General features: G+C 66.0%; 26 protein-coding genes. 14 read left to right on the top strand and 12 right to left on the bottom strand.

The annotated features are described in order from the left end of the window. Nucleotides 1-43 precede the first annotated feature (43 nt). The 4 genes from J1M43_RS06695 to J1M43_RS06680 all read right to left on the bottom strand — a co-directional run bounded on the left by J1M43_RS06695 (nucleotide 44) and on the right by J1M43_RS06680 (nucleotide 1817). On the bottom strand, nucleotides 44-661 hold the full coding sequence (locus tag J1M43_RS06695; RefSeq protein ID WP_206476343.1) for a CYTH domain-containing protein: 618 nt from the start codon (nucleotides 659-661) through the stop codon (nucleotides 44-46). A gap of 50 nt (nucleotides 662-711) precedes the next feature. Next, nucleotides 712-930: a response regulator gene (locus tag J1M43_RS06690; RefSeq protein ID WP_206476342.1), complete on the bottom strand. Its 219-nt coding sequence runs from the start codon at nucleotides 928-930 to the stop codon at nucleotides 712-714. Nucleotides 931-965: 35 nt separating this feature from the next. Beyond that, nucleotides 966-1448, bottom strand: a complete 483-nt coding sequence (locus J1M43_RS06685) for an A24 family peptidase (RefSeq protein ID WP_206476341.1) — start codon at nucleotides 1446-1448, stop codon at nucleotides 966-968. A gap of 78 nt (nucleotides 1449-1526) precedes the next feature. Then, nucleotides 1527-1817, bottom strand: coding sequence for a DUF1905 domain-containing protein (locus J1M43_RS06680; RefSeq protein ID WP_206476340.1), 291 nt, complete (start codon nucleotides 1815-1817; stop codon nucleotides 1527-1529). Between the two features lie 93 nt (nucleotides 1818-1910). On the opposite strand from J1M43_RS06680, the gene J1M43_RS06675 reads away from it, so the two are divergent. The 3 genes from J1M43_RS06675 to J1M43_RS06665 are packed head-to-tail and all read left to right on the top strand — an operon-like array spanning nucleotide 1911 to nucleotide 7731. Continuing rightward, the gene (locus J1M43_RS06675; protein WP_206476339.1) at nucleotides 1911-2693 is read left to right on the top strand and encodes a hypothetical protein; all 783 of its coding nucleotides are present in this window, start codon (nucleotides 1911-1913) and stop codon (nucleotides 2691-2693) included. Continuing rightward, nucleotides 2690-4243: a DNA polymerase Y family protein gene (locus tag J1M43_RS06670; RefSeq protein ID WP_206476338.1), complete on the top strand. Its 1554-nt coding sequence runs from the start codon at nucleotides 2690-2692 to the stop codon at nucleotides 4241-4243. Before J1M43_RS06675 ends, J1M43_RS06670 begins: the two co-directional genes overlap by 4 nt. Then, entirely contained in the window at nucleotides 4243-7731 is a 3489-nt protein-coding gene (locus tag J1M43_RS06665; protein ID WP_033107457.1) for an error-prone DNA polymerase, read from the top strand. The genes J1M43_RS06670 and J1M43_RS06665 overlap by 1 nt, the downstream gene beginning before the upstream one ends. A 16-nt stretch (nucleotides 7732-7747) precedes the next feature. Here J1M43_RS06665 and J1M43_RS06660 read toward each other — a convergent pair whose 3' ends face one another. After that, a complete protein-coding gene (locus tag J1M43_RS06660) occupies nucleotides 7748-8128 on the bottom strand; it encodes a hypothetical protein (protein WP_033107456.1) in 381 nt (126 codons plus the stop codon). Here J1M43_RS06660 and J1M43_RS06655 point away from each other — a divergent pair. The 3 genes from J1M43_RS06655 to J1M43_RS06645 all read left to right on the top strand — a co-directional run bounded on the left by J1M43_RS06655 (nucleotide 8127) and on the right by J1M43_RS06645 (nucleotide 10118). Next, nucleotides 8127-8609 carry a hypothetical protein gene (locus J1M43_RS06655; protein ID WP_206476337.1) on the top strand — a complete coding sequence of 161 codons (483 nt, stop codon included), beginning with the start codon at nucleotides 8127-8129 and terminating at the stop codon, nucleotides 8607-8609. The two genes, J1M43_RS06660 and J1M43_RS06655, sit on opposite strands and share 2 nt — an antisense overlap. Nucleotides 8610-8697: 88 nt before the next feature. Continuing rightward, on the top strand, nucleotides 8698-9342 hold the full coding sequence (locus J1M43_RS06650; RefSeq protein ID WP_033107455.1) for a DedA family protein: 645 nt from the start codon (nucleotides 8698-8700) through the stop codon (nucleotides 9340-9342). A gap of 77 nt (nucleotides 9343-9419) precedes the next feature. Then, nucleotides 9420-10118, top strand: a complete 699-nt coding sequence (locus tag J1M43_RS06645; RefSeq protein WP_234001524.1) for an NADPH-dependent F420 reductase — start codon at nucleotides 9420-9422, stop codon at nucleotides 10116-10118. 4 nt (nucleotides 10119-10122) lie between these two features. Here J1M43_RS06645 and J1M43_RS06640 read toward each other — a convergent pair whose 3' ends face one another. Together J1M43_RS06640 and J1M43_RS06635 are read right to left on the bottom strand one after the other, a co-directional pair. Beyond that, entirely contained in the window at nucleotides 10123-10995 is an 873-nt protein-coding gene (locus J1M43_RS06640) for a Rieske 2Fe-2S domain-containing protein (protein WP_206476336.1), read from the bottom strand. Between the two features lie 48 nt (nucleotides 10996-11043). After that, entirely contained in the window at nucleotides 11044-11724 is a 681-nt protein-coding gene (locus tag J1M43_RS06635) for a histidine phosphatase family protein (RefSeq protein ID WP_206476335.1), read from the bottom strand. A 171-nt stretch (nucleotides 11725-11895) separates the two neighbouring features. Between J1M43_RS06635 and J1M43_RS06630 the strand changes: the two genes are divergently transcribed. Continuing rightward, on the top strand, nucleotides 11896-12558 hold the full coding sequence (locus J1M43_RS06630) for a hypothetical protein (protein WP_206476334.1): 663 nt from the start codon (nucleotides 11896-11898) through the stop codon (nucleotides 12556-12558). 101 nt (nucleotides 12559-12659) lie between these two features. Here the strand turns inward: J1M43_RS06630 and J1M43_RS06625 are convergent, their stop codons facing one another. The 3 genes from J1M43_RS06625 to J1M43_RS06615 all read right to left on the bottom strand — a co-directional run bounded on the left by J1M43_RS06625 (nucleotide 12660) and on the right by J1M43_RS06615 (nucleotide 15437). After that, a complete protein-coding gene (locus J1M43_RS06625) occupies nucleotides 12660-13028 on the bottom strand; it encodes a hypothetical protein (protein ID WP_033107454.1) in 369 nt (122 codons plus the stop codon). A 361-nt stretch (nucleotides 13029-13389) separates the two neighbouring features. Then, a complete protein-coding gene (locus J1M43_RS06620) occupies nucleotides 13390-14424 on the bottom strand; it encodes a methionine synthase (RefSeq protein ID WP_206476333.1) in 1035 nt (344 codons plus the stop codon). Between the two features lie 20 nt (nucleotides 14425-14444). Beyond that, nucleotides 14445-15437, bottom strand: a complete 993-nt coding sequence (locus J1M43_RS06615; protein ID WP_206476332.1) for a DUF1852 domain-containing protein — start codon at nucleotides 15435-15437, stop codon at nucleotides 14445-14447. Between the two features lie 125 nt (nucleotides 15438-15562). On the opposite strand from J1M43_RS06615, the gene J1M43_RS06610 reads away from it, so the two are divergent. From J1M43_RS06610 to J1M43_RS06580, 7 genes are all read left to right on the top strand, one after another. After that, complete coding sequence (locus J1M43_RS06610; RefSeq protein WP_206476331.1) at nucleotides 15563-16504, top strand: LysR family transcriptional regulator; 942 nt, start codon at nucleotides 15563-15565, stop codon at nucleotides 16502-16504. Nucleotides 16505-16709: 205 nt separating this feature from the next. After that, a complete protein-coding gene (locus J1M43_RS06605; protein ID WP_206476330.1) occupies nucleotides 16710-17039 on the top strand; it encodes a metal-sensitive transcriptional regulator in 330 nt (109 codons plus the stop codon). Nucleotides 17040-17086: 47 nt separating this feature from the next. Further along, nucleotides 17087-17404, top strand: a complete 318-nt coding sequence (locus J1M43_RS06600) for a heavy-metal-associated domain-containing protein (protein WP_206476329.1) — start codon at nucleotides 17087-17089, stop codon at nucleotides 17402-17404. 72 nt (nucleotides 17405-17476) lie between these two features. After that, nucleotides 17477-19747 (top strand): cation-translocating P-type ATPase, encoded by a 2271-nt coding sequence (locus J1M43_RS06595; protein ID WP_206476328.1) that lies wholly within the window; start codon nucleotides 17477-17479, stop codon nucleotides 19745-19747. Nucleotides 19748-19767: 20 nt separating this feature from the next. After that, nucleotides 19768-20178, top strand: coding sequence for an OsmC family protein (locus tag J1M43_RS06590; RefSeq protein ID WP_206476327.1), 411 nt, complete (start codon nucleotides 19768-19770; stop codon nucleotides 20176-20178). Between the two features lie 60 nt (nucleotides 20179-20238). Further along, nucleotides 20239-20523, top strand: a complete 285-nt coding sequence (locus tag J1M43_RS06585) for a hypothetical protein (RefSeq protein ID WP_206476326.1) — start codon at nucleotides 20239-20241, stop codon at nucleotides 20521-20523. A gap of 9 nt (nucleotides 20524-20532) precedes the next feature. Further along, nucleotides 20533-21102, top strand: a complete 570-nt coding sequence (locus J1M43_RS06580) for a hypothetical protein (RefSeq protein WP_206476325.1) — start codon at nucleotides 20533-20535, stop codon at nucleotides 21100-21102. A gap of 408 nt (nucleotides 21103-21510) precedes the next feature. On the opposite strand, the gene J1M43_RS06575 is transcribed toward J1M43_RS06580, so the two are convergent. Then, entirely contained in the window at nucleotides 21511-22428 is a 918-nt protein-coding gene (locus tag J1M43_RS06575; protein ID WP_206476324.1) for a nucleotidyl transferase AbiEii/AbiGii toxin family protein, read from the bottom strand. After that, nucleotides 22425-24042 (bottom strand): hypothetical protein (locus J1M43_RS16690; RefSeq protein WP_241245199.1); only part of this gene is annotated, 1618 nt, incomplete at its 5' end. The genes J1M43_RS16690 and J1M43_RS06575, both read right to left, overlap by 4 nt.

Below are 24042 nucleotides of genomic sequence, written 5' to 3'. Positions count from 1 at the left end.
TCACTCAAGCACGACACGACCTTCGCGGGGAAGGGGCTTGCGCTCAGAAGCCGAGTGCGCGGGCGAGCTTGGACCCGGATGCCGCATGCCTGCCGCCGGCGGCGAAGACGGCGGCCTCGACCGCGGTGAAGAACGCCTCTCGTCCTGCGGCGTCCGCAGGAGCGGCGGGCCCCAGCTCCATCTCCCATTCCCGCCATTCGCGTTCTGCCCCGGAGCGGAGATCAGTGGCGCGCACGTGATCGTCGACGAACTCGGCGACGACGCCTCCTGGCCCGGTGAGCAGGAAGGCCGTGCGGTCATTGCGGATGCGAGCGAGCGGGGTGAGCGGCTCGGTCGTCCATCGCGCGATGGCAGTGGTCACGGCATCCGGCACGACATCGGCGTCGCCGAGCGGCCAGCCGAGCTCGAGGCGTCCGTCGCCTTCGCGCGGACCCTTGATGTGCCACCCCTCGTCCGGGCCGCCGGTACGGCGGCGCAGCGCCACGCCGGCACGCGACAGGGCGGCATCCGCCGTGTCGAAGTAGCCGGCGTCGAGGGCGCGGTGCTCGCCGGAGGTCACGGCATCCGCACCCGGGATCGCATCCCAGACGGGCAGAGGCGTGGCGGTGTCGACGTCGTACTTGCGCTCGACCTCTACCGTGCGAGAGGGCTCAGTCGTCACTGGTTTCAATCGTCGGTGCTTCAGTCATCGGTGCTTCAGTCGTCGGTGCTTCAGTCATCGGTCGGCGTGATGTCGTCACTCGACTCGACGAACCAGAACCCGACCTCGGTGGGCCCGTCGCTCGCGCCGGTGTTGGCTGCGGCTGCGGTGCCTCGTCGGTAGATGACCTGGGTCGCGCCGTACGGTGCGATCAGTCGGTCCTGCTCGATGTCTTCGAGCGGAAGGATCTGCCCGTCGAGCGGGCCGTCGTGAAGTCGTGCGATTGCCATGTGCTCACCATAGTCCTGAGTGCGCGGCGTGGTGCTCAAGCCAGGGCGATACCGAGCACCGCGCCGATGATCATCCAGGGCCCGAACGCGATGCGGGTGGAGCGGTCCGCCCGGCGCAGCGCCATGAGAACGAGGGCGTAGAGCGCCCCGAGCACGAAGGCTGATGCCGCGCCGACGGCGAGCGCCTGCCAGCCGTGCCAGCCCAGTACCAGACCGATCACCGCCGCGAGCTTCACGTCGCCCCCGCCGATCCCGCCTCTGCTCGTGGCGCGCAGCACGGCGTAGATGCCGCCGAGCACCAGCATTCCGATCACACCGCCGATCAGCGGGCCGCTCTGCCCTGTCACGAGTGCGTCGATGCCCACCAGCGCCAGCGCTGCCGCCAGCGTCGGCAGCACGATCCGGTTCGGCAGCCGGTGGGTGCGCGCGTCGATCACGAGCAGCCAGATGCCGATACCGATCAGTGCGATGTGCACGAGCACGACGATCACGTCGTACGGCGTCACGGCTGAGGGCATGCCCGAAGGTTACGAGAACGACGGATGCCGTGGGTGGGGGCTGTGGATAACCTGCGTCCAGCGGCGCACTCCAGCGTCTCAGAGATCGATGATGTCGAGATCGACCGTGAGCATGTCGCCCTCTTCGATGCCCTGCGCGTCGCGGATCGCCTTCTTCAGCGGCAGTACGAACGCGTTGTCGCTGAAGAAGATCGATGTCCGCCAGATGGACGCGCCGATCCTGGCCTGCACGCGCAATGAGCCGAAGCCCCGCTTCGGCGCCGGCAGTTCGCGGAGCTCCAGCGAGAGCTCTTCAGGCAGGGTCGCGAAGTACCACGACTCCACGCGCTTGTCCCCGCGCGTGACCGGACTCTCGAACTCGATCTGCATGCGTCAAAGGTAGCGCGAAACCCGGTGTCGGATGTGCGAACTAGCATGAGAGCCTCACTTGCTTTATTCGTATATAAGTTCGAGGATGGATGCATGGGCACAGCACTCTTCGCCCCCTCCGCTTTCTCCCGCGAGGGCGACGGCTCTCGCGAGAGCACAGCCTCCCGCGCGCAGGAGGTGCACCGCCTGCGCGGCGAGATCGCCCGCATGCAGCGGCGACGAAGCGATGTGCCCTTCCTTCCCCTCGATCCCGCGCTGGAGGGCCTCCTGCCCGATCCAGGGCTGCGGGTCGGCTCCTCCTACTCCCTCTCCCCTTCGCCGAGTCTTCTGGGTGCTCTGCTCGCCGCTCCTTCGCAGAAGGGGTCGTGGTGCGCGATCATCGGCATGCCCACGATCGGGGTCGAGGCGATGGCCGGCTTCGGCGTCGAGCTGGAACGTCTCGTCCTCGTGCCCGATCCGGGCCCCCGCTGGCTCACGGTCGCCACTGCACTCTCCGAGGTGATCCCTCTCATCGCGGTGCATCCGCGCAGCAGGGTCGCCGATGCAGACATCGCCCGGCTGAACGCGCGCCTGCGCGATCGCGGCTGCACACTGCTGGTCACGGCGCCCTGGCCGCAGAGCGAGGCGACGATCCGCGTGGAGGAGACCGAGTGGCACGGCCTGGGCTCCGGCTGGGGGCTCCTCGCCGATCGCACCGTGACCCTGCGCGCATCGGGGCGGCGGCATGAGGCTCCGAGTCGGGTGCGGGTGCGGATGCCGACTTCCCTCGGCCGTGTGGATGCCGCGCCGGCACCGCTGCGTCCGGTGGCGCCGCTGCTCGCGCCCGTCCCTCAGACGGTCGATGCCGAATCCGATCAGTGGGCGGTGGCCGGATGAGCATGCCTCCTCGTCATCTCGTGCTGTGGCTGCCGGATTGGCCGGTGCGCGCAGCGCTCGGAGCGCCACCCGCAGAAGAGCCGGTCGCCGTCGTGCAATCGAACATCGTGATCGCATGCTCGGCATCAGCCAGGGCGCAGGGTGTGCGGCGCGGCCAGCGCCGCCGACTCGCGCAGACCCGCTCCCCTGCGCTGCGACTCATCCCCGCAGACCCCCGCCGTGATGAGCGGGCCTTCCTGCCGGTGCTGCGGCTGCTGGAAGAGCTGGTGCCCGGCGTTCAGCCGCTGCGCCCTGGCCTTGCCGCGCTGCGTGCCCGCGGAGCCGCCCGATACTACGGCGGAGAGGAGCAGGCGGCCCTGCGCCTCATTGAAGCCCTCGCCGAGCACGACCACCCTGGCACTCGCGCGGCCATCGCCGATGGGCTCTTCACGGCAGAGCAGGCCGCCCGCCTCGCGGCGCCTGCCCTCGTCGTGGCCCCCGGTGGCTCGCGGGAGTTCCTCGCCCCTCTCCCCGTGCAGGCGCTGGGAGACGAGGAGGTCACCGCGCTGCTCGAACGGTTGGGCATCCGCACCCTTGCGGAGTTCGCCGCCCTCGCCGAGACCGACATCCGCGACAGACTGGGTGAACGAGGGGCGAGATTGCATGCCTTGGCATCCGGTGCCGATTCCAGGCCACTGGTGCCGCAGCATCCCGAGCCCGAGCTCGCACGCGAGATCGTGTTCGAGACGCCCCTCGAGCAGGCAGATCAGGTGGCGTTCGCAGTGCGCCAGACAGCGGATGCCGTGACCGCGGCTCTCGCCGAGCTCTCGCAGGTGTGCACCGAAGTGCGGATCGATCTGACCGACGACGACGGGGCGATCTCGTCGCGGGTGTGGCTGCACCCCACCTCCTTCGAGGCGAGCGATCTGGTCGATCGGGTGCGCTGGCAGCTGGAGTCGCTCTCCACCCCCGCGAAATCCGAATCTGCGCAATCCGACCCTGCGCAATCTGATCGCGCGCCGGCCGGCATCGCCGAGGTGCGGATCGTGCCGACCAGGGTCGATGACAGCGCCCACCATCAGCCAGGACTCTTCGGGCAGGGTCCCCAGCAGCGGCTGCACCATGCCGTCTCCCGAGTGCAGGCGATGCTGGGTCATCTCGGCGTCGTCACCCCCGTGATCGTCGGCGGACGCCGGCTGTCCGACCGGCAGCTGCTTCAACCCTGGGGAGACAAGGTGCCACCGGAACGCGATGCCGCGCTGCCGTGGCCGGGAAGCCTGCCTCCGCCGTATCCGTCCGAGGTGTTCAGCCCGCCGTTGCCGGCACGGGTGACTGCGGCAGACGGCACGCCGCCGCGGGTGGACGAGCGTGGCACGCTCTCCGCCGCCCCCGCATGGATCGAAGAGACAGCGGTCTCGAGCTGGGCGGGCCCATGGCCGCTGCGCGAGCGCGCCTGGGACAAGGACCAGGCCCGCCTCGCCCAGCGCCTGCAGATCGTCGACGAGTCGCAGCGCGCCTGGCTGGTGCTCTGGGAGGACGACTCCTGGTGGGTCGAAGGGAGGTATCGCTGATGGGCTGGCACAATCCTCCACGGACGTGGAAGGAGCTCGAGCAGACGCTCAGCGGGCGAGCACCCTCCTCCGAGCCGGCAGAGCCTCGTCCACGGCCCGACCCTGGGCCGGTCAGCCGTCGCCGGGTCACTGCACCTCCGCCGACGGTCGAGCCGCCCGAAGACGCCGTTCCCTACGCCGAGCTGCACGCCCACACGTCGTATTCGTTCCTCGACGGCGCCTCATCCGCCGAGGATCTGCTCGCCGAGGCCACGCGGCTCGGACTCACGGCTCTCGCCATCACCGACCACGACGGCTTCTACGGGGCCGCCAGGTTCGCAGAGGTCGCCGACCTGATGAAGACCAGGGTTGAGGCCGAAGGGCAGCGCGGAGCGCAGACCGGCCTGCAGACCGTCTTCGGCGCCGAGCTGTCACTCGGGCTCCCCGGTCCGCAGGGCGGCGTTCCCGACCCCGCGGGCGAGCATCTTCTGGTGCTGGCTCGCGGACTCGAGGGTTATCACCGCCTCTCCGGAGTGATCACCAGGGCGCAGCTGCGCGGCGGAGAGAAGGGGCGCCCGGTCTACGACCTCGATGATCTGGCGGCGAGCGCGGACGGGAACTGGACGATCCTCACCGGGTGCCGCAAGGGTGGTGTGCGCCGAGGGCTCGCGGCAGGCGACGCCGCGACGCCGTTGCGTCGCCTCGCCGATCTGTTCGGCCGCGACAGCATCGCCGTCGAACTCTTCGACCACGGCGATCCGCAGGACAATCGCCGCAATGACGCCCTCGCCGAGCTCGCCGGCTCCCACCGGCTCCCCGTGGTGGCGACGAACAACGTGCACTACGCGACTCCGCAGCGCGCCGGGCTCGCAGAAGCCATGTCGGCGATACGAGCGGTGCGCAGCATGGACGACCTGGACGGCTGGCTCCCCTCTCATGGCGCAGCGCATCTGCGCAGCGGCGCCGAGATGACCGCACAGTTCCAGCGCTACCCCGGTGCGATCTCACACGGGCTCCTCATCGCCGAGGAGTCCGCCTTCCCGCTGCGCCGCGCCCGCCCTGATCTGCCGAAGCAGAAGGTTCCTGAAGGCCATACGCCGATGAGCTGGCTGCGACTGTTGGTGTGGGATGCCGTCCCCGCCAGGTATCCACGACTCGATGACGACGGACGGGCCAGGATCGAGCGCGAACTGAACGTGATCGAGGAGAAGGACTTCCCCGGCTACTTCCTCATCGTGCACGGCATCGTCACCGAGGCGAAGCGTCGCGGCATCCTCTGCCAGGGGCGAGGCTCTGCTGCGGCGAGCGCCGTCTGCTACCTGCTCGGCATCACCGCCGTCGACCCGATCCTCTATGGACTGCCTTTCGAGCGTTTCCTCGCCAGCACCCGCACGGAAGAGCCCGACATCGATGTGGACTTCGATTCCGGCCGGCGCGAGGAGATCATCCAGTGGGTCTACGGCGAATACGGCCGCGAGTGCGCCGCCCAGGTGGCCAATGTCATCCAGTATCGTCCGAAGAACGCCGTGCGCGACATGGCGAGGGCGCTGGGCTACTCCCCCGGCCAGCAGGATGCCTGGTCTCGTCAGGTCGACGGCTGGGGCGCCGACCTCATGCCGGTGGACGGCCATGACATCCCCGAGACGGTGCTGGAGTACGCCGGTGAGGTGCTGAAGGCACCCCGGCACCTCGGCATCCACTCCGGCGGCATGGTGCTCACCGCACGCCCGGTCGGAGAGGTCGTGCCCGTCGAGCATGCTCGGATGGAGAATCGCACGGTCATCCAGTGGGACAAGGACGACGCCGCCTGGATGGGGCTGGTGAAGTTCGACCTGCTGGGGCTGGGGATGCTCGCCGCATTGCAGAACTGCTTCGAGATCATCGCCGCCACCACCGGAGAGCGCTGGACCCTGGAGACCATCCCCAAGGAAGAGCCGGCGGTCTACGACATGCTCTGCCGTGCCGATTCGATCGGGGTGTTCCAGGTGGAGTCCCGCGCGCAGATCGGTCTGCTCCCCCGGCTGCAGCCCCGCTGCTTCTACGATCTCGCCATCCAGATCGCTCTCATCCGTCCCGGTCCCATCCAGGGCGGCGCCGTGCACCCGTTCGTGCGGCGAAAGATGGAGAAGGACCGCATCGATGAGGAGAATCGCCGACGGGCAGCCCGCGGCGAGGCTCCGATGCCGCCGATGGACATTCCCTACCCGCACCCGGTTCTCAAGTCAGCGCTGGAGCGCACCCTGGGCATCCCCATCTTCCAGGAGCAGCTCATCCAGATGGCCACGACGATCGGCGATTGCACGGCCGACGAGGCTGACACCCTCCGGCGCGCCATGGGGTCCAAGCGCGGTCTGGAGCGGATCGACAGCATCCGCGACAAGCTGTACGCCGGCATGGCGCGGCACGGGCTTTCCGATGAACAGTCCGATCGCATCTACGAGCAGATCCAGGCGTTCTCGAACTTCGGCTTCGCGGAGTCGCACTCGCTGTCGTTCGCGCTGCTCGTCTACGCCAGCTCCTGGCTGAAGCTGCACTACCCCGCCGCGTTCCTCGCCGGGCTCCTGCGCTCTCAGCCGATGGGCTTCTATTCGGCGTCGACGCTCACCGCCGATGCCAGGCGGCACGGCGTGGAGGTGCGTCGACCCGACCTGCACGCTTCGGCGGCGACCGATTCTCTGGAGCTCCTGACGGATTCCCCCGCGGCGACAGGCCGAGACTCCTGCCGCACGTACGAGCAGCCGGCGGCACCCCGTTTCGACCGGGATGCGCCGGATGAGTCGGCAGCGCACCGTCGCGACGGCGCGTTCGCCGTGCGTCTGGGGCTCAGCGAGGTGCGCGGGATCGGCAAGCCGATGGCCGAGCGGATCGCCGGCGAACGCGAGGCGAACGGCCCCTATCGCGACCTGCACGATCTGGTGCGGCGCACGGATGCCACTTCCGTACAATTGGAAGCCCTGGCCACAGCGGGCGCCTTCGAATGCCTCGGACTGAAGCGGCGGGAGGCGATCTGGCTCGCCGGCGCCGCCGCCGAAGATCGTGCCCGTTTCCTGCCAGGCACGACCGTGTCCGTACAGCCCCCGCTGTTCACCGACCAGACGAGCTACGAGCAGCTCGCCGCCGATCTCTCCGCCACCGGCGTCTCCACGGATGACCATCCGATGGCGCATTTCCGCTCCGCGCTGATCGAGCGGGGCGTGCTCACCGCCGCACAGCTGCGCGAGCATGAGGTGGGCCGGCGCATCGAGGTCGCCGGTCTCGTCACCCACCGACAGCGTCCGGCGACGGCGGCCGGTGTCACGTTCCTCAACCTCGAGGACGAGCACGGTCTCGTCAACGTGGTCTGCTCCACCGGGGTCTGGAATCGCTATCGACGGGTCGCGCGAGACTCACCGGCGCTGATCATACGAGGAATGCTGGAGCGCTCTCCCGAGGGCGTCATCAACGTGCTGGCCGACGGGTTCCAGGATCTGCGCACCGGCATCGAACATCGGTCCCGCGACTTCCGCTGAGCGCAGAAGCGCGGACTCACCAGAAGCGCGGCGGCTCCGGCGCGGGGACGGTGTCTCCTCCGCCCCAGCGCAGCGCCTCGATCCTGGCGGCATCGGCTGCGGCATCCGCCCCGCGCAGCGCGACGTCGGCCTCCGCCGAGCCGGGGCCGGTCGGATCGACCACGAGCATGGTCTTCACCCCACCTCTCGTCGGGGCGATGACGCATTCGATGACGCGGCCCGTCCAGGTCACGGCATCCGAAGCATGCGATGATTCCTGCCGATAGTGGATGCGGGTCTCCAGGTCGGTCACCACGACGACGGATCGCGACCCCGCATCGTCGATCCGCTCGACCACCTCGATGCGGTGCCCGTGGGGAATCGGTGCCGGCACCGCGATCGTGATCGTCCTGTCCATGGCTCCAGCCTATGAACTTACGGCCCGCAGGCAAGAGCAGGACCGGTTGCAGACGGAGTGGATCCTGTTCGGACCGTTCGCGATCCGTCTGGCGCCGGCTGCGTCCACGTCGACGCATGTGGCGCGCACGACGGGTCAGGTGGTCGTGTTCTGGGGGCTGTTCCTCGCGGTCTTCCCCGTGATCATCGCCGTCATCGAACGTCGTTGGAATCTGCATGTGCCGTTTCCGGATGCCGTGCGATGGGCGGGCCTGGTGCTGCTCCTCGCGGCGAGCGCGCTGGGGATCTGGTCGGCGGTGGCGATGTCGACACGTGGAGAGGGCACCCCGCTGCCGTCGGCGACCGCGAGACGGCTGGTGGTCGTCTACGCGCTGTGCGGCTCACTGGTGTGGAACTGGGTCGTCCGACCGCTCGAGGAGGCCGATCTCACTGAGCGGTTCGGCGCTGCGTACGCCGAGTATGCCGACGCCGTACGATGCTGAATGCCGCGGACCACACCCTTCGTGCCAGCACGTGAACATCCCGTGACTCAGCGGAGATCCTCAGGCGCCGCCTCCTAATCTGGTGAGCATGGATGCCGGAGCCGAGAATCTGAACACGATCGCCGCATGGGCGGTCGCCCTCATGGAGGCCCTCGGCGGTTTCGGCGCCGGGCTCGCCATCGCCCTCGAGAATCTGTTCCCTCCTCTGCCGAGCGAGGTCATCCTGCCGCTCGCGGGCTTTGCCGCAGCGCAGGGCACGCTCGGACTCGTCGAGGTGCTGATCTGGACGACTGCGGGTTCGGTCGTCGGGGCACTCGCCCTGTACGGCATCGGCGCGTGGCTCGGCCGACGACGCATGTACGCGATCGCCGAGCGGATGCCGCTGATCAAGGTCGCAGACGTGGAACGCACGGAGGCATGGTTCGGCCGCCACGGATCGAAGGCGGTCTTCTTCGGCCGTATGATCCCGATCTTCCGCAGTCTGATCTCGATACCCGCGGGCATCGAACGGATGCCGTTGCTGCGGTTCACGCTCCTCACGACAGCCGGCAGCGCGATCTGGAACACCATCTTCGTGCTCGCAGGGTACTTCCTCGGCGCGAACTGGCACGTCGTCGAGGACTACGCTGGCGTGTTCCAGAAGGTCGTCATCGCCGTCGTCGTGGTGGCTGTTGCAGTCTGGATCACGGTGCGGATCCGTCAGGTGCGTCGCAACAGACTTTCTGTCGACTGATGCGTTGACGCGGCTCAGCTTCCAGCATGAGACGCCTCGCGCCGAGCGCCTCGCGTCGAACGCCGTACGATGACAACGTGGGGAGCGAAGAGCGCACGATCCAGACCCTCGGCATCATCGGCGCCGGTCGCCTCGGCACGGTGCTCGCCCGGCTCGCGGCATCCGCCGGCTATCAGGTCATCGTCGCAGGCTCCGGCGCTCCCGCTCTCATCGCCCCGGCGATGAGAGCGATCGGCGCGTCCGCGGGGACGATCTCGATGATCGCCGCCGAGGCGGATGCTGTGATCCTGGCTCTGCCGCTCGGCAGGTATCGGATGCTCCCGGCGGAGCAGTTGCACGGCGCTGTGGTGATCGATGCCATGAACTACTGGTGGGGCTCCGACGGCATCCGCGACGATCTGAGTGATCCGCGCACTTCGACGAGCGAGCTCGTGCAGGCACATCTCGTGGGAGCGCGCGTCATCAAGGCACTGAGCCACATGGGCTATCAGGACCTCGAAGATGAAGCGCGCCCCGTCGGGAGTGCCGGCCGCAAAGCGATCGCGATCGCCGGCGATGACCCGGTTGACGTCGCCCTCGTCGCGGCTCTCGTGAACGATCTCGGCTTCGATCCCGTGATGGCCGGGCCGCTTTCGGCCGGCATCATGCTGGAGCCAGGGGCCGAAGCGTTCGGAGCCGATGTCGACGAAGCTCAGTTGCGGGAGATGCTCGAACGCTTCCCGACCTCACAACGGGGCATCATCGTTGCGCGGGCGCGTGGCGAGCTGCCGCTCTGATCCGTCAGGCGGCCTCAGGTGAGCGCACCAGGATGCGCCCGTCATCCACGCTGACTGCCCAGATCGGCTCGGACACGCTCGCTGGACCTCGTTCGATGCCGCCGTCCTCGAGGCGGAATCGGCTGCCGTGCCAGGGGCACGTGACGCAGCCGTCGGCATCCAGTGTTCCTTCATCCAGTGGACCGCCCGCGTGGGTGCACACCGCCGAGATCGCGTGCAGCCGGCCCGCCTGCCGCGTGAGCAGGACCGGTACGCCGTCGACGACGACCCTGGTGAGCGTGCCGTCGAGGATCTCGCTGTCGGCGGCGACGTCCGTCCACGACGAAGTCTGCCTCTGGAACGCCGTCCGATTGACGCCGATGCCGCGTACGAACGACAGGTGCCCTCCGAGATACGCCGATGACAGTGTGAGTCCGAGGCCAAGGGCGCTGAGGGCGATTCCCGCACGGCGATGGCCGCTGCGCCGTGCCAGCCACGATCCGGCCTGCAGCGTCGATGCGGACGCGGACATGAGCGCATGCACGAACCCGATCCGCTTGTCGGCGCCCCTGGTACTCGACCAGTCCGATGCGCCCGACAACGCTGCCGGGGCGGAGGCGATGAGGCCGAGTCCGACGAGGCGACGTGCGGCATCGGCGCTCTGCTCTCCACCGGTGAGGTCCAGAGCGACGGCGGCTCCCCACGCACCGATCGGCAGGTCGGTGAGGACGGGGTGAAGTTGATGTCCGAGCCACGAGCCCGACAGCGCGTTCTTTATCCACGTGGGATGCGTCACGGCATCCACCCAGCCGCTGACCGTCTTCGCAGCGGTGTCCAGACCCTTCGCCCGACCGAGACTGCGGATGATCGAACTCGTCATGCTTGTCGAATCGCTCATCGGTGCCACTCCTCACGATCATGACGGCGCCTTGCCGGTCGTTTCTGTCTACTCCCGCGATGCCTCCGGGTCAACGGCCTGGAGTTGCGCCCTGGGTACGTGGGATATGGGCGGCACGTTGATTCCGAGGATGCGCGCGCGTCCCGGCCAATCCGACTCTCCCTCGTACGGGAAGTCGAGCTCGAGCAGCGCCGAGTTGTCGAGCGCGGGAAAGATGTCGCGATACCAGTCGGGGTCGAGTCCGACCAGCTCGCAGAGCAAGAGGCGCATCAGCGTCGCATGCCCGACCACGAGCACCCGGCCATCGGGAAACTCCGCGGCGAGTTCATCGAGCACCGGCATGGCGCGTGCGATGCCGGCACGTCCGGATTCTCCACCGGGTAACGGATGCTGCGCCGGCTGCCGCTCGAACCCTGCCCAGTCCTCGGGGAACGCCGCCTCGAGCTCTGCCGGCGACATGCCCTCGCCGCGTCCGAAGTCGATCTCCACCAGACGCGGGTCGATGCGCAGCGGGAGTCCTGAGGCTTCTGCGGCGGGTTCCGCCGTCAGGCGCGCCCGGCTCAGGGGCGAGGCGATGATCGCGCTCAGCCCGGCAGTGCTCGCCCACGTCGCGAGACCGGCTGCCTGCGCGATGGCGTCGGGCACGAGGGCCACATCGGACGAACCGGCGTAGCGATGCTCTGCATGCCACTCGGTCTCGCCATGTCGGGCGAAGTACAGCGTCGTCATGTGCGCTCCGATCGGTTTCTCTGATCGTAGGTGCAAGACCCCGACCTGCGGGACCGTCTGAGCAGCAGGGAGTGGGACGTGTCGTTCGCCCAGGCGACGGTGACGTGTGTCACGCCTTCCGGTGACACCTCGACACTTCTGGAGAGGCGGCCGACCGAGTGCGATAGGAGTATGACAACCGAATCCGCGCCTATCGCGCGCACCGCCCCTGCACCGTTCTGGCGACGGCCCTTCCGGATCGTCCGCGAGAACAGGCGCGCCTACCTCATCATCAACGTGGCCGCATACGGCCTTGCCCTCGTCGGATTCATGATCGGACTCGTCTTTCCCAACCTCAACGCCGCACAAGCCGCGGGACTGGAAGAGGACGGCACCGGTGAGCTGGTGCGCTGGCTGGTGAACATCCCGCCGCTGTTCGCGCTCACGATCCTGGGAGTCAACGTCTTCCGACTCAGTCTGCTGACCATCGGGCTGCCGTCGCTCATCGTGCCGTTCGCAGGCCTCGCATTCTTCGGATACTGGGCGGTCGAGACGGGCATCACGCTCGTCCCCGCCTCCCCCGAGGGCTGGGTGGTGCTCATCCCCCACTCGCTGACCTTCGTCATCGAGCTCCAGGCCTACATCCTGCTCCTTCTGGGCGCGTATCTGCTGGGCAGGTCCTGGCTGCTCCCGCGCACCATCGGCGCGAAGAACCATCGTCAGGGTTACTTCCGCGGCCTGCAGCGGATCGGGCTGCTCGCACTTCCGGCACTGGCACTGCTCATCATCGGGGCCGTCTGGGAGGCGTACTCGCTGCGGTACTTCGTACACCCTCTGAGTCAACTGGTCCTGTGACCGGGACCATCTCGCGGACCGGCTGCTTCGGGGCCCGGGCCTCGCTCGTCAGCACCATGGCCACGCCTGCACCGCCTGACTTCTCAGGCGCCGCTGCGAGGTCAGCCGCAGAAGGCCGAGGCCGAGGCCTTGAGCTGATCGATCGCTTCGATGGTCTCCGGCGCCTGCAGGTCGGTCATCCCGCCGATCTGCTGTGCACCCGAGCTGATGAGATCTCCGAGCTGTCCGTCGACATCCGTCGCCAGTGTGTCCAGCGTCGTCACGAGTTCGTCACGGGCTGCGTCGATCTGCTCCGCCGAGGCCCCACCCTGATCGAGCAGAGTCTGATACTGCGCGTAGGCATCGTCGATCGTCGTGCATGCGGCCTCGACGTCGACGCCCATCGCGTCACCCGCGACCTGCGCCACTTGGGAGCATCCTGCGAGGAGACCGGCGGCGAGCAGCAGAGGAACGATGACGATGCGGCGCATGGTCCGAGGGTAACGACCCGTCCTGTGGGAAGAGCTGAGCGTCGTGTCACCAGCGCGTTCCTCAGCCCGGGCCATTCGGATTGGCGAGGAGGCACGCGCGGAGATCCTCTGAGCGACGACCATGCGCCACGCGTCGACGACGAACTCGCGTGCCTGGCTCGGCTCCAGCGCTGCATGATCGCCGTGAACCCAGTTGAAGCGCATCTCCGACTCCGATGGCATCTGGAACTTGCGCGGATCGCCACCGAGCACCAAGACGTCCTCGATCACCGCCGTGGTGAAGACCTTACTCAGTCGGTTGAGCGTTGAGCGCGCCGGCGGTCGTTGGAGTGGGTACTGGTGCCCCTGCGACCCGCGGATGCTACTTCTCGGTCGTGAGCTCTTCGCGAAGGATGTCGGCACCAGCGCTGAGCGCACGCAACTTCGCCCGCGCGACGTCACGAGGCAGCGGCGCCAGGCCGCAGTTCGTGCTCGGGATGAGCTTGTCGGCGTCGACGAACCGGAGCGCGTTGCGGAGTGTGTCCGCCACTTCCTGCGGGGTTTCGATCGTGTGGCTCGCCACGTCGATGGCTCCGAGCATGATCTTCTTGCCCCGGATGAGCTCGATGAGGTCCAGCGGGACGTGAGAGTGGTGGCTCTCCAGGGAAATGGTGTCGATGCTCGATCGCTGCAGAAGCGGGAACGACTTCTCGTACTGGCGCCACTCCGCCCCGAGAGTCGCCTTCCAGTCAGTGTTCGCCTTGATCCCGTACCCGTAGCAGATGTGCACCACGGTCTCCGCGCGCAGCCCTTCAGCCGCCCTCTCCAGCGCTGCCACCCCCCAGTCCTGCACGTCATCGAAGAAGACGTTGAAAGACGGCTCATCGAACTGGATGATGTCGACTCCGGCCGCCTCGAGCTCCTTCGCCTCCTGATTGAGGATCGTCGCGAACTCCCAGGCCAGCTTCTCGCGGCTCTTGTAGTGGCGATCGTAGAGCGTGTCGATCATCGTCATCGGCCCGGGCAGCGCCCATTTGATCGGCTGATCGGTCTGCTGACGAAGGAACTTCGCGTCTTCGACGAACACGGGCTTCTCACGGCTCACTGCGCCGACGACCGTCGGCACGCTCGCGTCGTACCGGTCGCGGATCCGGACCGTCTCGCGCTGGTCGAAATCGACGCCGGAAAGATGCTCGATGAACGTCGTGACGAAGTGCTGGCGCGTCTGCTCCCCGTCGCTGATGATGTCGATGCCCGCGTGCCGCTGCTCCTGGACGGCGATGCGCAGCGCATCCTGCGTGCCCTCGACCAGCGCATCACCCTCCAGCTTCCAGGGAGACCAGAGGGTCTCGGGCTGGGCGAGCCAGGAAGGCTTCGGCAGGCTGCCGACGATGGATGCAGGAAGAAGCGTGTTCATGGTCGGTGATTCTCCGGTGGTCATCCGACAGGAACGAGGGAGTTGGCGGCCCACTGCTCGAGAAGGTCGCCGTGTGGCTTCATGAGGTGTTCGTGCGCATACTTCCCCTGCTCAGTCGCGAGCCGGCTGCGCTCGTCGCGATCGTAGGCGATCTTCGTCACCGAGTAATCCTGCTGCTCGAGGCTCGGCTGATAGACCTTCGCTGCAGCCGAGTTCGCGTTGTAGATCTCCGGTCGGTAGATCTTCTGGAACGTCTCCATCGTGCTGATGGTGCCGATGAGCTGGAGGTTCGTGTAGTCGCCGAGCAGATCACCGCGGAAGTAGAACGCGAGCGGTGCGACGCTGCCGCGCGGCATGAAGTACCGGACGGAGAGCCCCATCTTGCCGAAGTACTCGTCGGTCAGCGAGGGATCCTTCTGCTCGTACTCGACGCCGAGGATCGGGTGGTGATTCTCGGTGCGGCGGTACGTCTTGCTCGTCGAGACGCTGATGCAGATCACCGGCGACACTGTGAAGCGCTCGCGGTAGGCCTCCGAGTCGAGGAAGTGCTGGAAGAGCTTGCCGTGCAGATCTCCGAAGTCGGATGGAACGGCGAACCCGCCTGCCGCTTCGCTGGCCGCCGGCAGCCGCACGCTGAAGTCGAAGTCGCGGACGTACGACGAGAAGTTGTTGCCCACGATCCCCCGGCTGCGCTTTCCGGTGAGCCGGTCGAGGATGCTGATGTCCAGAACCTCGAGCAGCGGGAACTCCTGGTCCGCACCCTCCGCGGCGAACTGCACCGCGACGGAGACGATCTCGAGATCGAGGGTGTAGCGATCCCCGTTCGGGTTGTCCCAGTCAGCCAGGTCGTTGAATCGGCGGTCGATCATCGTCAGGGCGTTGCGGAGATTCTGCTGACGGTGCTCGCCTCGCGCCAGGTTGGCGAAGTTCGTGGTGATCCGGGAATCGTCCGACGGAGAGTAGTCCTCGTCGAAGCGGGTCTTCGTGATGCGGAACGTGAATTCGTGCGCCATGGAGGTGCCAATCGGTGGGCTGATCGGCCGGGCTCGGCCTCACAAAAAAAGGGTCTCTCAATGGTGGCGGCTGCGCGTCCCATCGAGAAATGTGCTGCGACTATGCCATGACATAGTCTGAGGCTATGGCTAAGCGCTCGAGCGGTATCACTCTGCAGCAACTCACCTACTACATCGAGGTCGCCGCGGAGGGCTCGATCAGCGCCGCCGCCGACCTGCTCTACGTCGCCCAGCCCACGATGTCCGCGGCGATGAAGGATCTGGAGAGCAGAGTGGGGCGCGTCCTGCTCCTGCGCTCTGCTCGCGGCGTGACGCTCACCGCCGACGGAGTGGAGTTCCTGGGGTACGCCAGGCAGGTCGTCGAGCAGGTGGCGCTCCTCGAACAGCGCTACCTCGGGCGGCCTCCGTCACGGCGCCTGCTCGGGGTGTCGACGCAGCACTACTCGTTCGCTGTCGATGCGCTGGTACGGATGGTGAAGGCGACCTCAGCGGCCGAGTACGAGTTCTCGCTGCGAGAGACGCGCACGTGGGACATCATCGAAGACGTCCGCACGCTCCGCAGCGAGTTGGGGATCCTCTACCGGAACGACTTCAACCGGAATGTCATCGACAAGCTGCTCCGCGACTCGGGGCTCGCTTTTCATCCGCTCTTCGTCGCCGAACCGCACATCTTCATCTCCCGCAAGAACCCGCTCGCCGCCCGAGATCGCGTCACCCTCGCCGATCTCGCCGACGTACCGCGGCTCACGTTCGACCAGGGTGCGAACAACTCCTTCTACTTCGCCGAAGAGATCCTCTCCACTCTCTCGAGCCCGCAGGAGATCCGGGTCTCCGACCGCGCGACCATCTTCAACCTCATGATCGGGCTCGACGGGTACACCATCTCGACGGGCATCATCAGCGACGACCTCGACCCTGAGATCGTCGCCATCCCGCTCGACGTCGACGAGCGAATCGAGATCGGCTGGATCGGCCACTCGGCGATCCCCCTCACCGAGCAGGCGCAGCGCTTTCTCGCCGAGCTGCGAACCGTCGTCTCGGGGTTCGGTGTGGCCTTGCTCGGCTGACTCAATCCGTCGGACGTTCAGTATCAGTGTTCGCATCATGTCGACTGCTCGGCGGCACCGGTGCGGCGCTGATCATGCCCGTCACTCTGTCAAAACTCTTGCGGTAGAGGCGGAATGCCGTTGCGATATCGGCGTCACCGAGCTGGAGGGCGAAGGCGTACGGGACATGATTGACACCTATACCCCCCATGGGTATGATTTGAGCATGGAGATCACCGCAACACCCACCGATGAGCACGTCAACCACGCCTACACCACGAATAAGGACGCCCTGCTCAAGCGACTGGGTCGCATCGAGGGGCAGGTGCGCGGGGTGACCCGCATGGTTGATGACGAAAAGTACTGCATCGACATCCTCACTCAGATCTCCGCCATCAACGCCGCCCTGCACAAGGTCAGCCTCGGCCTCATCGAAGACCATGTTTCGCATTGTGTGGTCGATGCTGCCGCTCAATCGGCTGACACCGGTGATCAGTCGTTCGTGACTGAGAAGGTCACTGAAGTGACCACCGCCATCGGCCGACTGCTGCGCTAGTGGCCCGCTCGCTTCTTCACCCCTGAAAAACACACCAAGGAGATCCCATGAGCAATGAATCAGGATGCGGCTGCGGATGCAGCAGCAAGTCCAACGAAACCCTCAACATCACCAGCAAGCCCACTGAGGAAGCCATGAACCAGAACGACATCACCCTGAAGATCGACGGCATGACCTGCGGCCACTGCGTCTCCTCCGTGACCGAGGAACTCAACGCCGTGCCCGGCATCAGCAAGGTCGAGGTCGCCCTCGCCGCCGGCGGCACCTCCACCGCAACGATCACCACCACTGCCGCTGTCGAGAACGCGGTTCTCGAGGCCGCGGTCACCGAGGCCGGCTACACGCTGGTCTCCGTAAACGCGTAAGCATCCTCGCCTGTGCGGTGAGTCGCCGTCAACGACCGGCTCACCGCACGGGCTGTGACAAGAAATGGAATCATGAGCAACGAGATCACGCTCCCCGACAATCAGCGCGTCGTCGAACTGGACATCCAGGGCATGACCTGCGCATCGTGTGTCGGCAGAGTCGAACGCAGACTCAGCAAGATCGAGGGAGTCGAAGCGCTGGTGAACCTGCCGCTGGAGTCGGCGCGCATCATGGTTCCAGAAGACGTCACCGACGAGCAGCTCATCGCCACCGTCCAATCCGCCGGCTACCAGGCCAATGTGAAGACCGATAAGTACGCTGCCGTGGCTGTCGCGGCCGAGTCGGATGCCCCGGCGAAAACATCGCGCACCGACCACACCACCGCCCACGGCGGCAGCGACCTCAAGCTCCGCCTGATCGTCGCGGCGATCTTCACCGTTCCGCTGTTCGTCATCTCCATGATTCCCGGCGCTCAGTTTCCGCACTGGGGCTGGGTCGCACTGGTTCTCGCGACTCCGGTGACGTTCTGGTCTGCGTGGCCGTTCCACCGGGCCGCGGCAATCAATGCCCGGCATTTCGCCTCCACGATGGACACCCTGGTGTCGATCGGCGTGCTGGCCGCCTACTTCTTCTCGCTCTGGCAGCTGATCAAGGACCCCAACGTCACAGCCCACATCGGCATGGCGATGAGCGAGCACGCCCTGTACTTCGAAACCGCCGGCGTCGTGGCAACCTTCCTGCTCCTCGGCCGTTACCTCGAGGCGCGTGCCAAGTCCCGCGCCGGTGATGCCCTGAAGACCCTGCTCGATCTGGGCGCCAAAGAAGCCGTGGTGCTGCGCGATGGCGTCGAAGTGAGAATCCCGGCATCCGAACTGGTTCCCGGTGATGAATTCGTCACCCGTCCGGGCGAGAAGATCGCGACCGACGGCTTCGTCGTCTCCGGTCACTCCGCCGTCGACACCGCGCTGGTCACCGGCGAGTCGGTTCCCGTCGAGGTCGGGCCGGATGACACGGTCATCGGCGCGACCATCAACACGTCGGGCCGCCTGCTGGTGCGCGCGACCCGGGTCGGCAAAGACACCACGCTGGCTCAGATGGGCCGGATGGTCTCCGAGGCGCAGACCGGCAAGGCACCCATCGCGCGGCTTGCCGATCGCATTTCCGCGGTCTTCGTGCCGATCGTGCTGGTCATCGCCGTGGTCACGTTCGTGTTGTGGATGCTGTTCACCAATGATGTGAACGCGGCCTTCACCGCATCTGTCGCCGTGCTGGTGATCGCCTGCCCGTGCGCCTTGGGCCTGGCCACCCCGATCGGGCTGCTGGTCGGCACCGGTCGCGGCGCTCAGCTGGGCATTCTGATCCGCGGCCCGCAGGTGCTGGAAGACACCCGCAAGATCGACACCGTGCTGCTCGACAAGACCGGCACGATCACGGAGGGCAACCTCGCTGTCACCTCCGTCGCCCCCGCCGAGGGTATCAGCCGGGCTGAGCTGCTTGCCATGGCCGGCGCGGCCGAGTCCGGCTCTGAGCACCCCATTGCCCAGGCCATCGTGAACGCGGCGCAGGCCGAAGCGACTCTCGATCAGGCGACCTCGTTCACCTCCGCCCCCGGCGGCGGCGTCCGAGCCGCTGTCGGTGACCGCACCGTGGTCGTCGGCCGCATGAGTTGGCTGACAGAGAACGGTGTCGCTCTGACCGAGGCGCACCTCTCCGATCTGACCGCGGCGCAGCTCAGCGGCGCGACCTCCATCATGGTCGCCGTCGATGGAGAGTTCGCCGGGCTGATCAACCTGACCGACACCGTCAAGGAGTCGTCGGCCACAGCGATCGCCAAGCTCAAGGAAATGGGGCTGCGCCCCGTTCTGCTCACCGGCGACAACGCTGCGGTCGCGCAGCAGGTTGCCGCCAAGGTCGGCATCGCACCGGAGGATATCTTCGCCGACGTCTTCCCTGACGGCAAGGCGCAGACGGTCCGCGATCTGCAGGCTCGTGGTCATGTTGTGGCCATGGTGGGCGACGGGGTGAACGACGCCCCGGCGCTCGCACAGGCAGACCTGGGCGTTGCGATGGGATCCGGCACCGACGTCGCGATCGAAGCGGCAGATCTGACCATCATGGGCAACGATCTGAACCAGGTCGCGCAGTCCATCGAACTCTCCCGCAAGACGCTGGGGACCATCAAGGTGAACCTGTTCTGGGCGTTCCTCTACAACACCATCGGCATCCCGATCGCAGCCCTCGGATTGTTGAACCCGATGATCGCCGGTGCAGCCATGGCTGCCAGCTCGGTGCTCGTCGTGGCGAACTCGCTGCGCCTGCGCAGCTTCGGCAAGCGCCGATAGACCGGGTTTCGATCCCCGATTTGACTGCCGAGCGCAGCGCCGTCAACACCTACACGGTACGTAGCACCAGCGGCGCAGAACTACGAATCGGCGCACTCGGCACCGAAGGAGCCTTCTCCCCCGTCGAGCTGCTGCAGGCCGCGCTCGCCGGCTGCGCCGCGCTGTCTGCAGAAGCACAGCTGACCAGTCAGCTCGGGCCCGACTTCGATGCCACCTCCGCGGTGACCGCTATGTTCAACGCGGAAGAGAACCGTGTGGAGACGTTGATCACGACGATCGCCGCCGACTCCTCGGAGCTCAGCTCCGAAAAGCACGACAAGCTCGTCGCCAGTGCCCAGCGGATCATCGACAAGCTGTGCACCGTCAAACGCAGCCTCAGCGCGGGCGTCGAGCCCGTCTCCGCAGTCACAAGCCTGGAATCAGTTGTGTGATCGTTTCAAGTGGATCGATGCGAAGTAAGTGCTCGTAGCCAACCGCGTTATGGTCCCCTTTTGGGCGTCACAGCGGATTCTATTGTCCGCGGGCCGTCAGTCGATCCGGCCACGCTCGTCGGAAGCAATCCGCTCGTCGTCATCGGCATGAACCCGTCTCCCGCAGCGGATCAGATGTCCGACAGCACGGTGAACCGAGTGGTTGAAAGCGAGCATGGAGCTACACCACACGACTTGGTGGATGCTGAACCTCGATCCCAAGCGAAGCTCGAAGCCCGCGAACATGTGATCATGGTGATTGCCACCAACTACCCGAGCATCGAGTCACCGATGGACGACCGATAGGCTCGCTGCATGACGATGGTCGAGCCTCCTCCGATGGACCCGCTGACCGGCGACGAGCGGCTACTCGGAGTCGATGCATCGGTCTCCGACTTCTGGCAGTTCGCGCTACCGGACGTAACGACGAACAATGTTCGTGGGTGGCTGGCCGAGTACCTCGTCTGGCGTGCCATCGGCGTCGAGCGACCAGTGCGCGTCGAATGGGACGCGTTCGATGTCCTGTGGGACGACATCCGCATCGAGGTTAAGTCCAGCGCACTCGTGCAGCGGTGGGCGCAGCGCCGACCGTCCACGCTCGCGTTCTCAGGTCTTCGCGGAAAGCTCCTCGACCCTGCGACGAACACATACGCCGTCGAATCGACCTACAACGCCGACGTCTACGTTCTCGCGGTGAATCTCGCTGGGCGAGAGCAGCTCAACCAACTCGACATCGGGCACTGGCGATTCGCCGTGCTCTCGCGCCTTGCACTCGAGGCAACCGGGCAGTCAACTCTCACATGGGTGCGAGCGCAACAGCTCTCCACCGCGGTCGTCGGCTACGACGAGCTCGCGGCGGCGATCCAAGAGGCTGCCTCGGGATAGCGTTCGAGCCCGAAGTGTCGTCTGGCTGGTCCGACTCGCCCCACGCCCGCAATGCAAGGCGTTCCGCGGGTCAGCGGAACGCCCGTCGAATTGCCCAGCGTCTCAGTGGTTCGCTGGGAAGGCGGGCCCCATCCGCCTCCCCAGTCGACCCGCGACGAGAGATCGACTCGGTCTCGTCCTGCCCGGCCCTGTCCCTACAGGTGCGGGAGGTCGTCGAAGTTATTCCGGGTATGTAGCAATCAATTACAGCGCGTCTGCATCGTCCGCCGGACACAAAACAACGGTGCCGCAAATTTTGCGTCACCGTTCTTCTCGCCGCGATCGAAGCGCAACTACGGGTTTGCACCATGAGCGGCAAACGATCCCATGTCACCAAGGTACGCTCGCGTTCCCATTTCGTCCACAGATCTACTCGTTGCGATCGCCCCAGCCTTGCTGCGCAATGTTCCAGATCCCGTGGGCTGTCTCTCGCAACACGGGGTCGCTAAAGCGAGCAATTTCGTTGAGCACTTCGGCGAAGGCTTCGGGGAGCTCCTTCTGGCGATTTACGCGTGTACGCCAGGCACGCCACTTGGGTTGCGCACGCTCGGGCATCTCCGCGAGTGCCGGTAACACTGGAGCGAGGGTGACGCCTCGGTAAGCGGCCACGGTCTCCAGCGAGTTTCGGAGGGTGGCTGCCTCAACTGAGTGAAGGTGCGTAAGCGTGTAGATGTCAGCGAAGTCCCTCCAGCGCGTGTTCCCCTCTCCTCGATCGATCGCGGTGACGATCTTCTCAGCGAGCACCATTGCGAGCGGATAGCCGAGCAGCGTAACCGGGGGTTGATCGAGTGGCACGATGCGCGGCAGCTCGATGAGTTGAGGAGCTGGCCATATCGGGTCACCGAAGTTGACGTCGATCCCGACAGTCAGCCGAGCACGACCGAGGTGACCGACGAGTCGCACGCGCACGCCAGCATACTCATCAGCATCGCCGTCCCGAATGGCAGATGCGGTGATGCTGTTTGCATCGAAGTCCACCCCGTCAGACAGTTCGATGGCTGCAATTTCACGCAACCGCCCGGTCACGTGATCGGCATCATTAGATAACCCGGTGGCTTGGAGGTCGACGTCTTTGGTAGGTCGGCGTGCGTCAAATGCCGCCAACAGCACACCTCCCTTGAGCACGAAATCGTCTCGATGCGGTGACGCGGAAATTCGGGCTAGAAGTGCTTCGAGCACGTACAGGGTCTGCAGCTCCTGCACGTCTGCGTTGGACTCACGTGCGAGCTTCTGAATTGCCAGGGTCGCGTCACCATCGGGCGTGCCGCGTTGTGGCTTTGGTGTCATAGCAGGATCTCCAGAGCGTTCTGTAGTGCAGGTCTCCCTTTCGGGAAGCTCTTGGCAATAGTGAGCAGCCGGGACGGGCTGTTCCCTTTGACACGGAGCCATCGTTTGAGCGCGTCGATCGCGAGGTCACTCCCCCATTCATGGCTGAGGCGGAACAGATCGATGATCGTACGTTCCGCGGAGTACAGTCCGATCGTTCTCCCCCCAGGCAGAGCGTGTTGGGTACGGCCGATATCGAAGGTTGAGGCATCGAAGTGGTGCCAACTGATCGGCGCGCTCCATGCGGTCAATGGCTTCGTGCCTCGCGGGATGGCGATGTTGCTGCGCGTTGGAATCTCGTCCGTGAGGTCATGGATCGATAACGCCGTCAGCAGGCAGAGTGTTGCTTGCGGCCGCTTTGCAGCGATTGCCATCCAAGCGGCCGTAGTATCGTCCGTCGCGCCGGTGCGCAGAAACTGACCAGGTGCGATCCGTTCGTATTCCTCGGCCTCAATGAGTCGGTCAAACTGCCGACGCGTCAGCCCCGCGTCCGTGAGATCTTTATAGCCCAGCATGGCTGGCAGTAGCGCAGTATCCATGTTCACCTCCACTCGGTCACAAATAGTTACACATACAGTGTACCTGTCACTGTTTCTGATCGCCAGGCTTCTCATCCGAACGCCTCCTCCAGCAGCGCCGCAGTTGTGGGGTTGACACGACCGCGCGGTCTCCGGGTGATCCTGCCGCGCCGTCAATTGACCCTTCGTGCTGATGATCGTTCCGGCGATCCGCACAGATGGCACGCTCAGGTCTATATCGCGGCGGCGGATCGCGAGCACCTCACCGATGCGCGCGGACGTCCCCAGCATGACCTCGACGATTACACCGAGTTGCCCGTCTGGTTTCGGCCCCGATACATCGCGTCCAGCTTCCCAATATGCGATGGCGGCGCGGATCGCAGTGATCTCTTCGGGCGTGTACGCGTCCGGCACCCGCACGTCGCGATGCAACCGCGCAACATGATCGACGGGGTTGCGCAACAACACCTCGTGTCGCACGGCCAAGGCGAGCGCGAGTCGCAGCACGACGCGCGCATGCTTCGCCTTCGAGTATGAATCTTTCGCAAGGCGCTTCAGGAACTGGTCGCATCGGGCCACACCGATCTCGCGCAGCGTCAGATCTTTGAATGCGGGCAGCACGAGGGTGCGCATGTCGCGCTCATACAGTTGCCGGGTGGCAGTCGCCAGCCGATTTTCCAACTCGATGTCGTCAAGCCAGTACGCCACCAGTTCAGGGAACGGACTGTCGATCGTGAGCGATCCAGCACTCGGCGCAATCAGATTGCGGTCGACGCACTTGGCTTTCAGCGCGTGGGTTGCAGCAGCTGCGGTGTCGCCGCTTGCCTGCACCAGCCGGGTGGCACCGTCCCATTCGCGATAGCGGGCACGCGCCTCAATACGGCCACTCGGGCGACGACGCGTGGTGATCTCCCCGTAGGTGCCGATCGTTGTGTGTGATCGACTGTTTACAGGCCGGTTGAGCAGGGTTTTCCGGCCAGAGTAGTGGCTGGTTTCCTGCTGTTTGAGCGCGAGAATCCGGCCACGCAGCGTCACGTGCGAGTCGACACCCGACGCG

The sequence above is a fragment of the Microbacterium sp. KRD172 genome, from assembly GCF_017168295.1.
Lineage (GTDB): Bacteria > Actinomycetota > Actinomycetes > Actinomycetales > Microbacteriaceae > Microbacterium > Microbacterium profundi.
Note: the sequence above shows the minus strand (reverse complement) of the source record. Positions and strands in the feature narration are given on the sequence as shown.

Excerpts from the sequence above, each read along its gene's own strand:
- J1M43_RS06655 (WP_206476337.1), top strand. The coding sequence starts at position 8,127 with ATGGCTCCAGCCTATGAACTTACGGCCCGCAGGCAAGAGCAGGACCGG.
- J1M43_RS06640 (WP_206476336.1), bottom strand. The coding sequence starts at position 10,995 with ATGAGCGATTCGACAAGCATGACGAGTTCGATCATCCGCAGTCTCGGT.
- J1M43_RS06630 (WP_206476334.1), top strand. The coding sequence starts at position 11,896 with ATGACAACCGAATCCGCGCCTATCGCGCGCACCGCCCCTGCACCGTTC.
- J1M43_RS06580 (WP_206476325.1), top strand. The coding sequence starts at position 20,533 with ATGACGATGGTCGAGCCTCCTCCGATGGACCCGCTGACCGGCGACGAG.
- J1M43_RS06605 (WP_206476330.1), top strand. The coding sequence starts at position 16,710 with ATGGAGATCACCGCAACACCCACCGATGAGCACGTCAACCACGCCTAC.
- J1M43_RS06675 (WP_206476339.1), top strand. The coding sequence starts at position 1,911 with ATGGGCACAGCACTCTTCGCCCCCTCCGCTTTCTCCCGCGAGGGCGAC.
- J1M43_RS06650 (WP_033107455.1), top strand. The coding sequence starts at position 8,698 with ATGGATGCCGGAGCCGAGAATCTGAACACGATCGCCGCATGGGCGGTC.
- J1M43_RS06690 (WP_206476342.1), bottom strand. The coding sequence starts at position 930 with ATGGCAATCGCACGACTTCACGACGGCCCGCTCGACGGGCAGATCCTT.
- J1M43_RS06670 (WP_206476338.1), top strand. The coding sequence starts at position 2,690 with ATGAGCATGCCTCCTCGTCATCTCGTGCTGTGGCTGCCGGATTGGCCG.
- J1M43_RS06680 (WP_206476340.1), bottom strand. The coding sequence starts at position 1,817 with ATGCAGATCGAGTTCGAGAGTCCGGTCACGCGCGGGGACAAGCGCGTG.
- J1M43_RS06625 (WP_033107454.1), bottom strand. The coding sequence starts at position 13,028 with ATGCGCCGCATCGTCATCGTTCCTCTGCTGCTCGCCGCCGGTCTCCTC.
- J1M43_RS06665 (WP_033107457.1), top strand. The coding sequence starts at position 4,243 with ATGGGCTGGCACAATCCTCCACGGACGTGGAAGGAGCTCGAGCAGACG.
- J1M43_RS06635 (WP_206476335.1), bottom strand. The coding sequence starts at position 11,724 with ATGACGACGCTGTACTTCGCCCGACATGGCGAGACCGAGTGGCATGCA.
- J1M43_RS06685 (WP_206476341.1), bottom strand. The coding sequence starts at position 1,448 with ATGCCCTCAGCCGTGACGCCGTACGACGTGATCGTCGTGCTCGTGCAC.
- J1M43_RS06595 (WP_206476328.1), top strand. The coding sequence starts at position 17,477 with ATGAGCAACGAGATCACGCTCCCCGACAATCAGCGCGTCGTCGAACTG.
- J1M43_RS06610 (WP_206476331.1), top strand. The coding sequence starts at position 15,563 with ATGGCTAAGCGCTCGAGCGGTATCACTCTGCAGCAACTCACCTACTAC.
- J1M43_RS06620 (WP_206476333.1), bottom strand. The coding sequence starts at position 14,424 with ATGAACACGCTTCTTCCTGCATCCATCGTCGGCAGCCTGCCGAAGCCT.
- J1M43_RS06660 (WP_033107456.1), bottom strand. The coding sequence starts at position 8,128 with ATGGACAGGACGATCACGATCGCGGTGCCGGCACCGATTCCCCACGGG.
- J1M43_RS06615 (WP_206476332.1), bottom strand. The coding sequence starts at position 15,437 with ATGGCGCACGAATTCACGTTCCGCATCACGAAGACCCGCTTCGACGAG.
- J1M43_RS06600 (WP_206476329.1), top strand. The coding sequence starts at position 17,087 with ATGAGCAATGAATCAGGATGCGGCTGCGGATGCAGCAGCAAGTCCAAC.
- J1M43_RS06575 (WP_206476324.1), bottom strand. The coding sequence starts at position 22,428 with ATGACACCAAAGCCACAACGCGGCACGCCCGATGGTGACGCGACCCTG.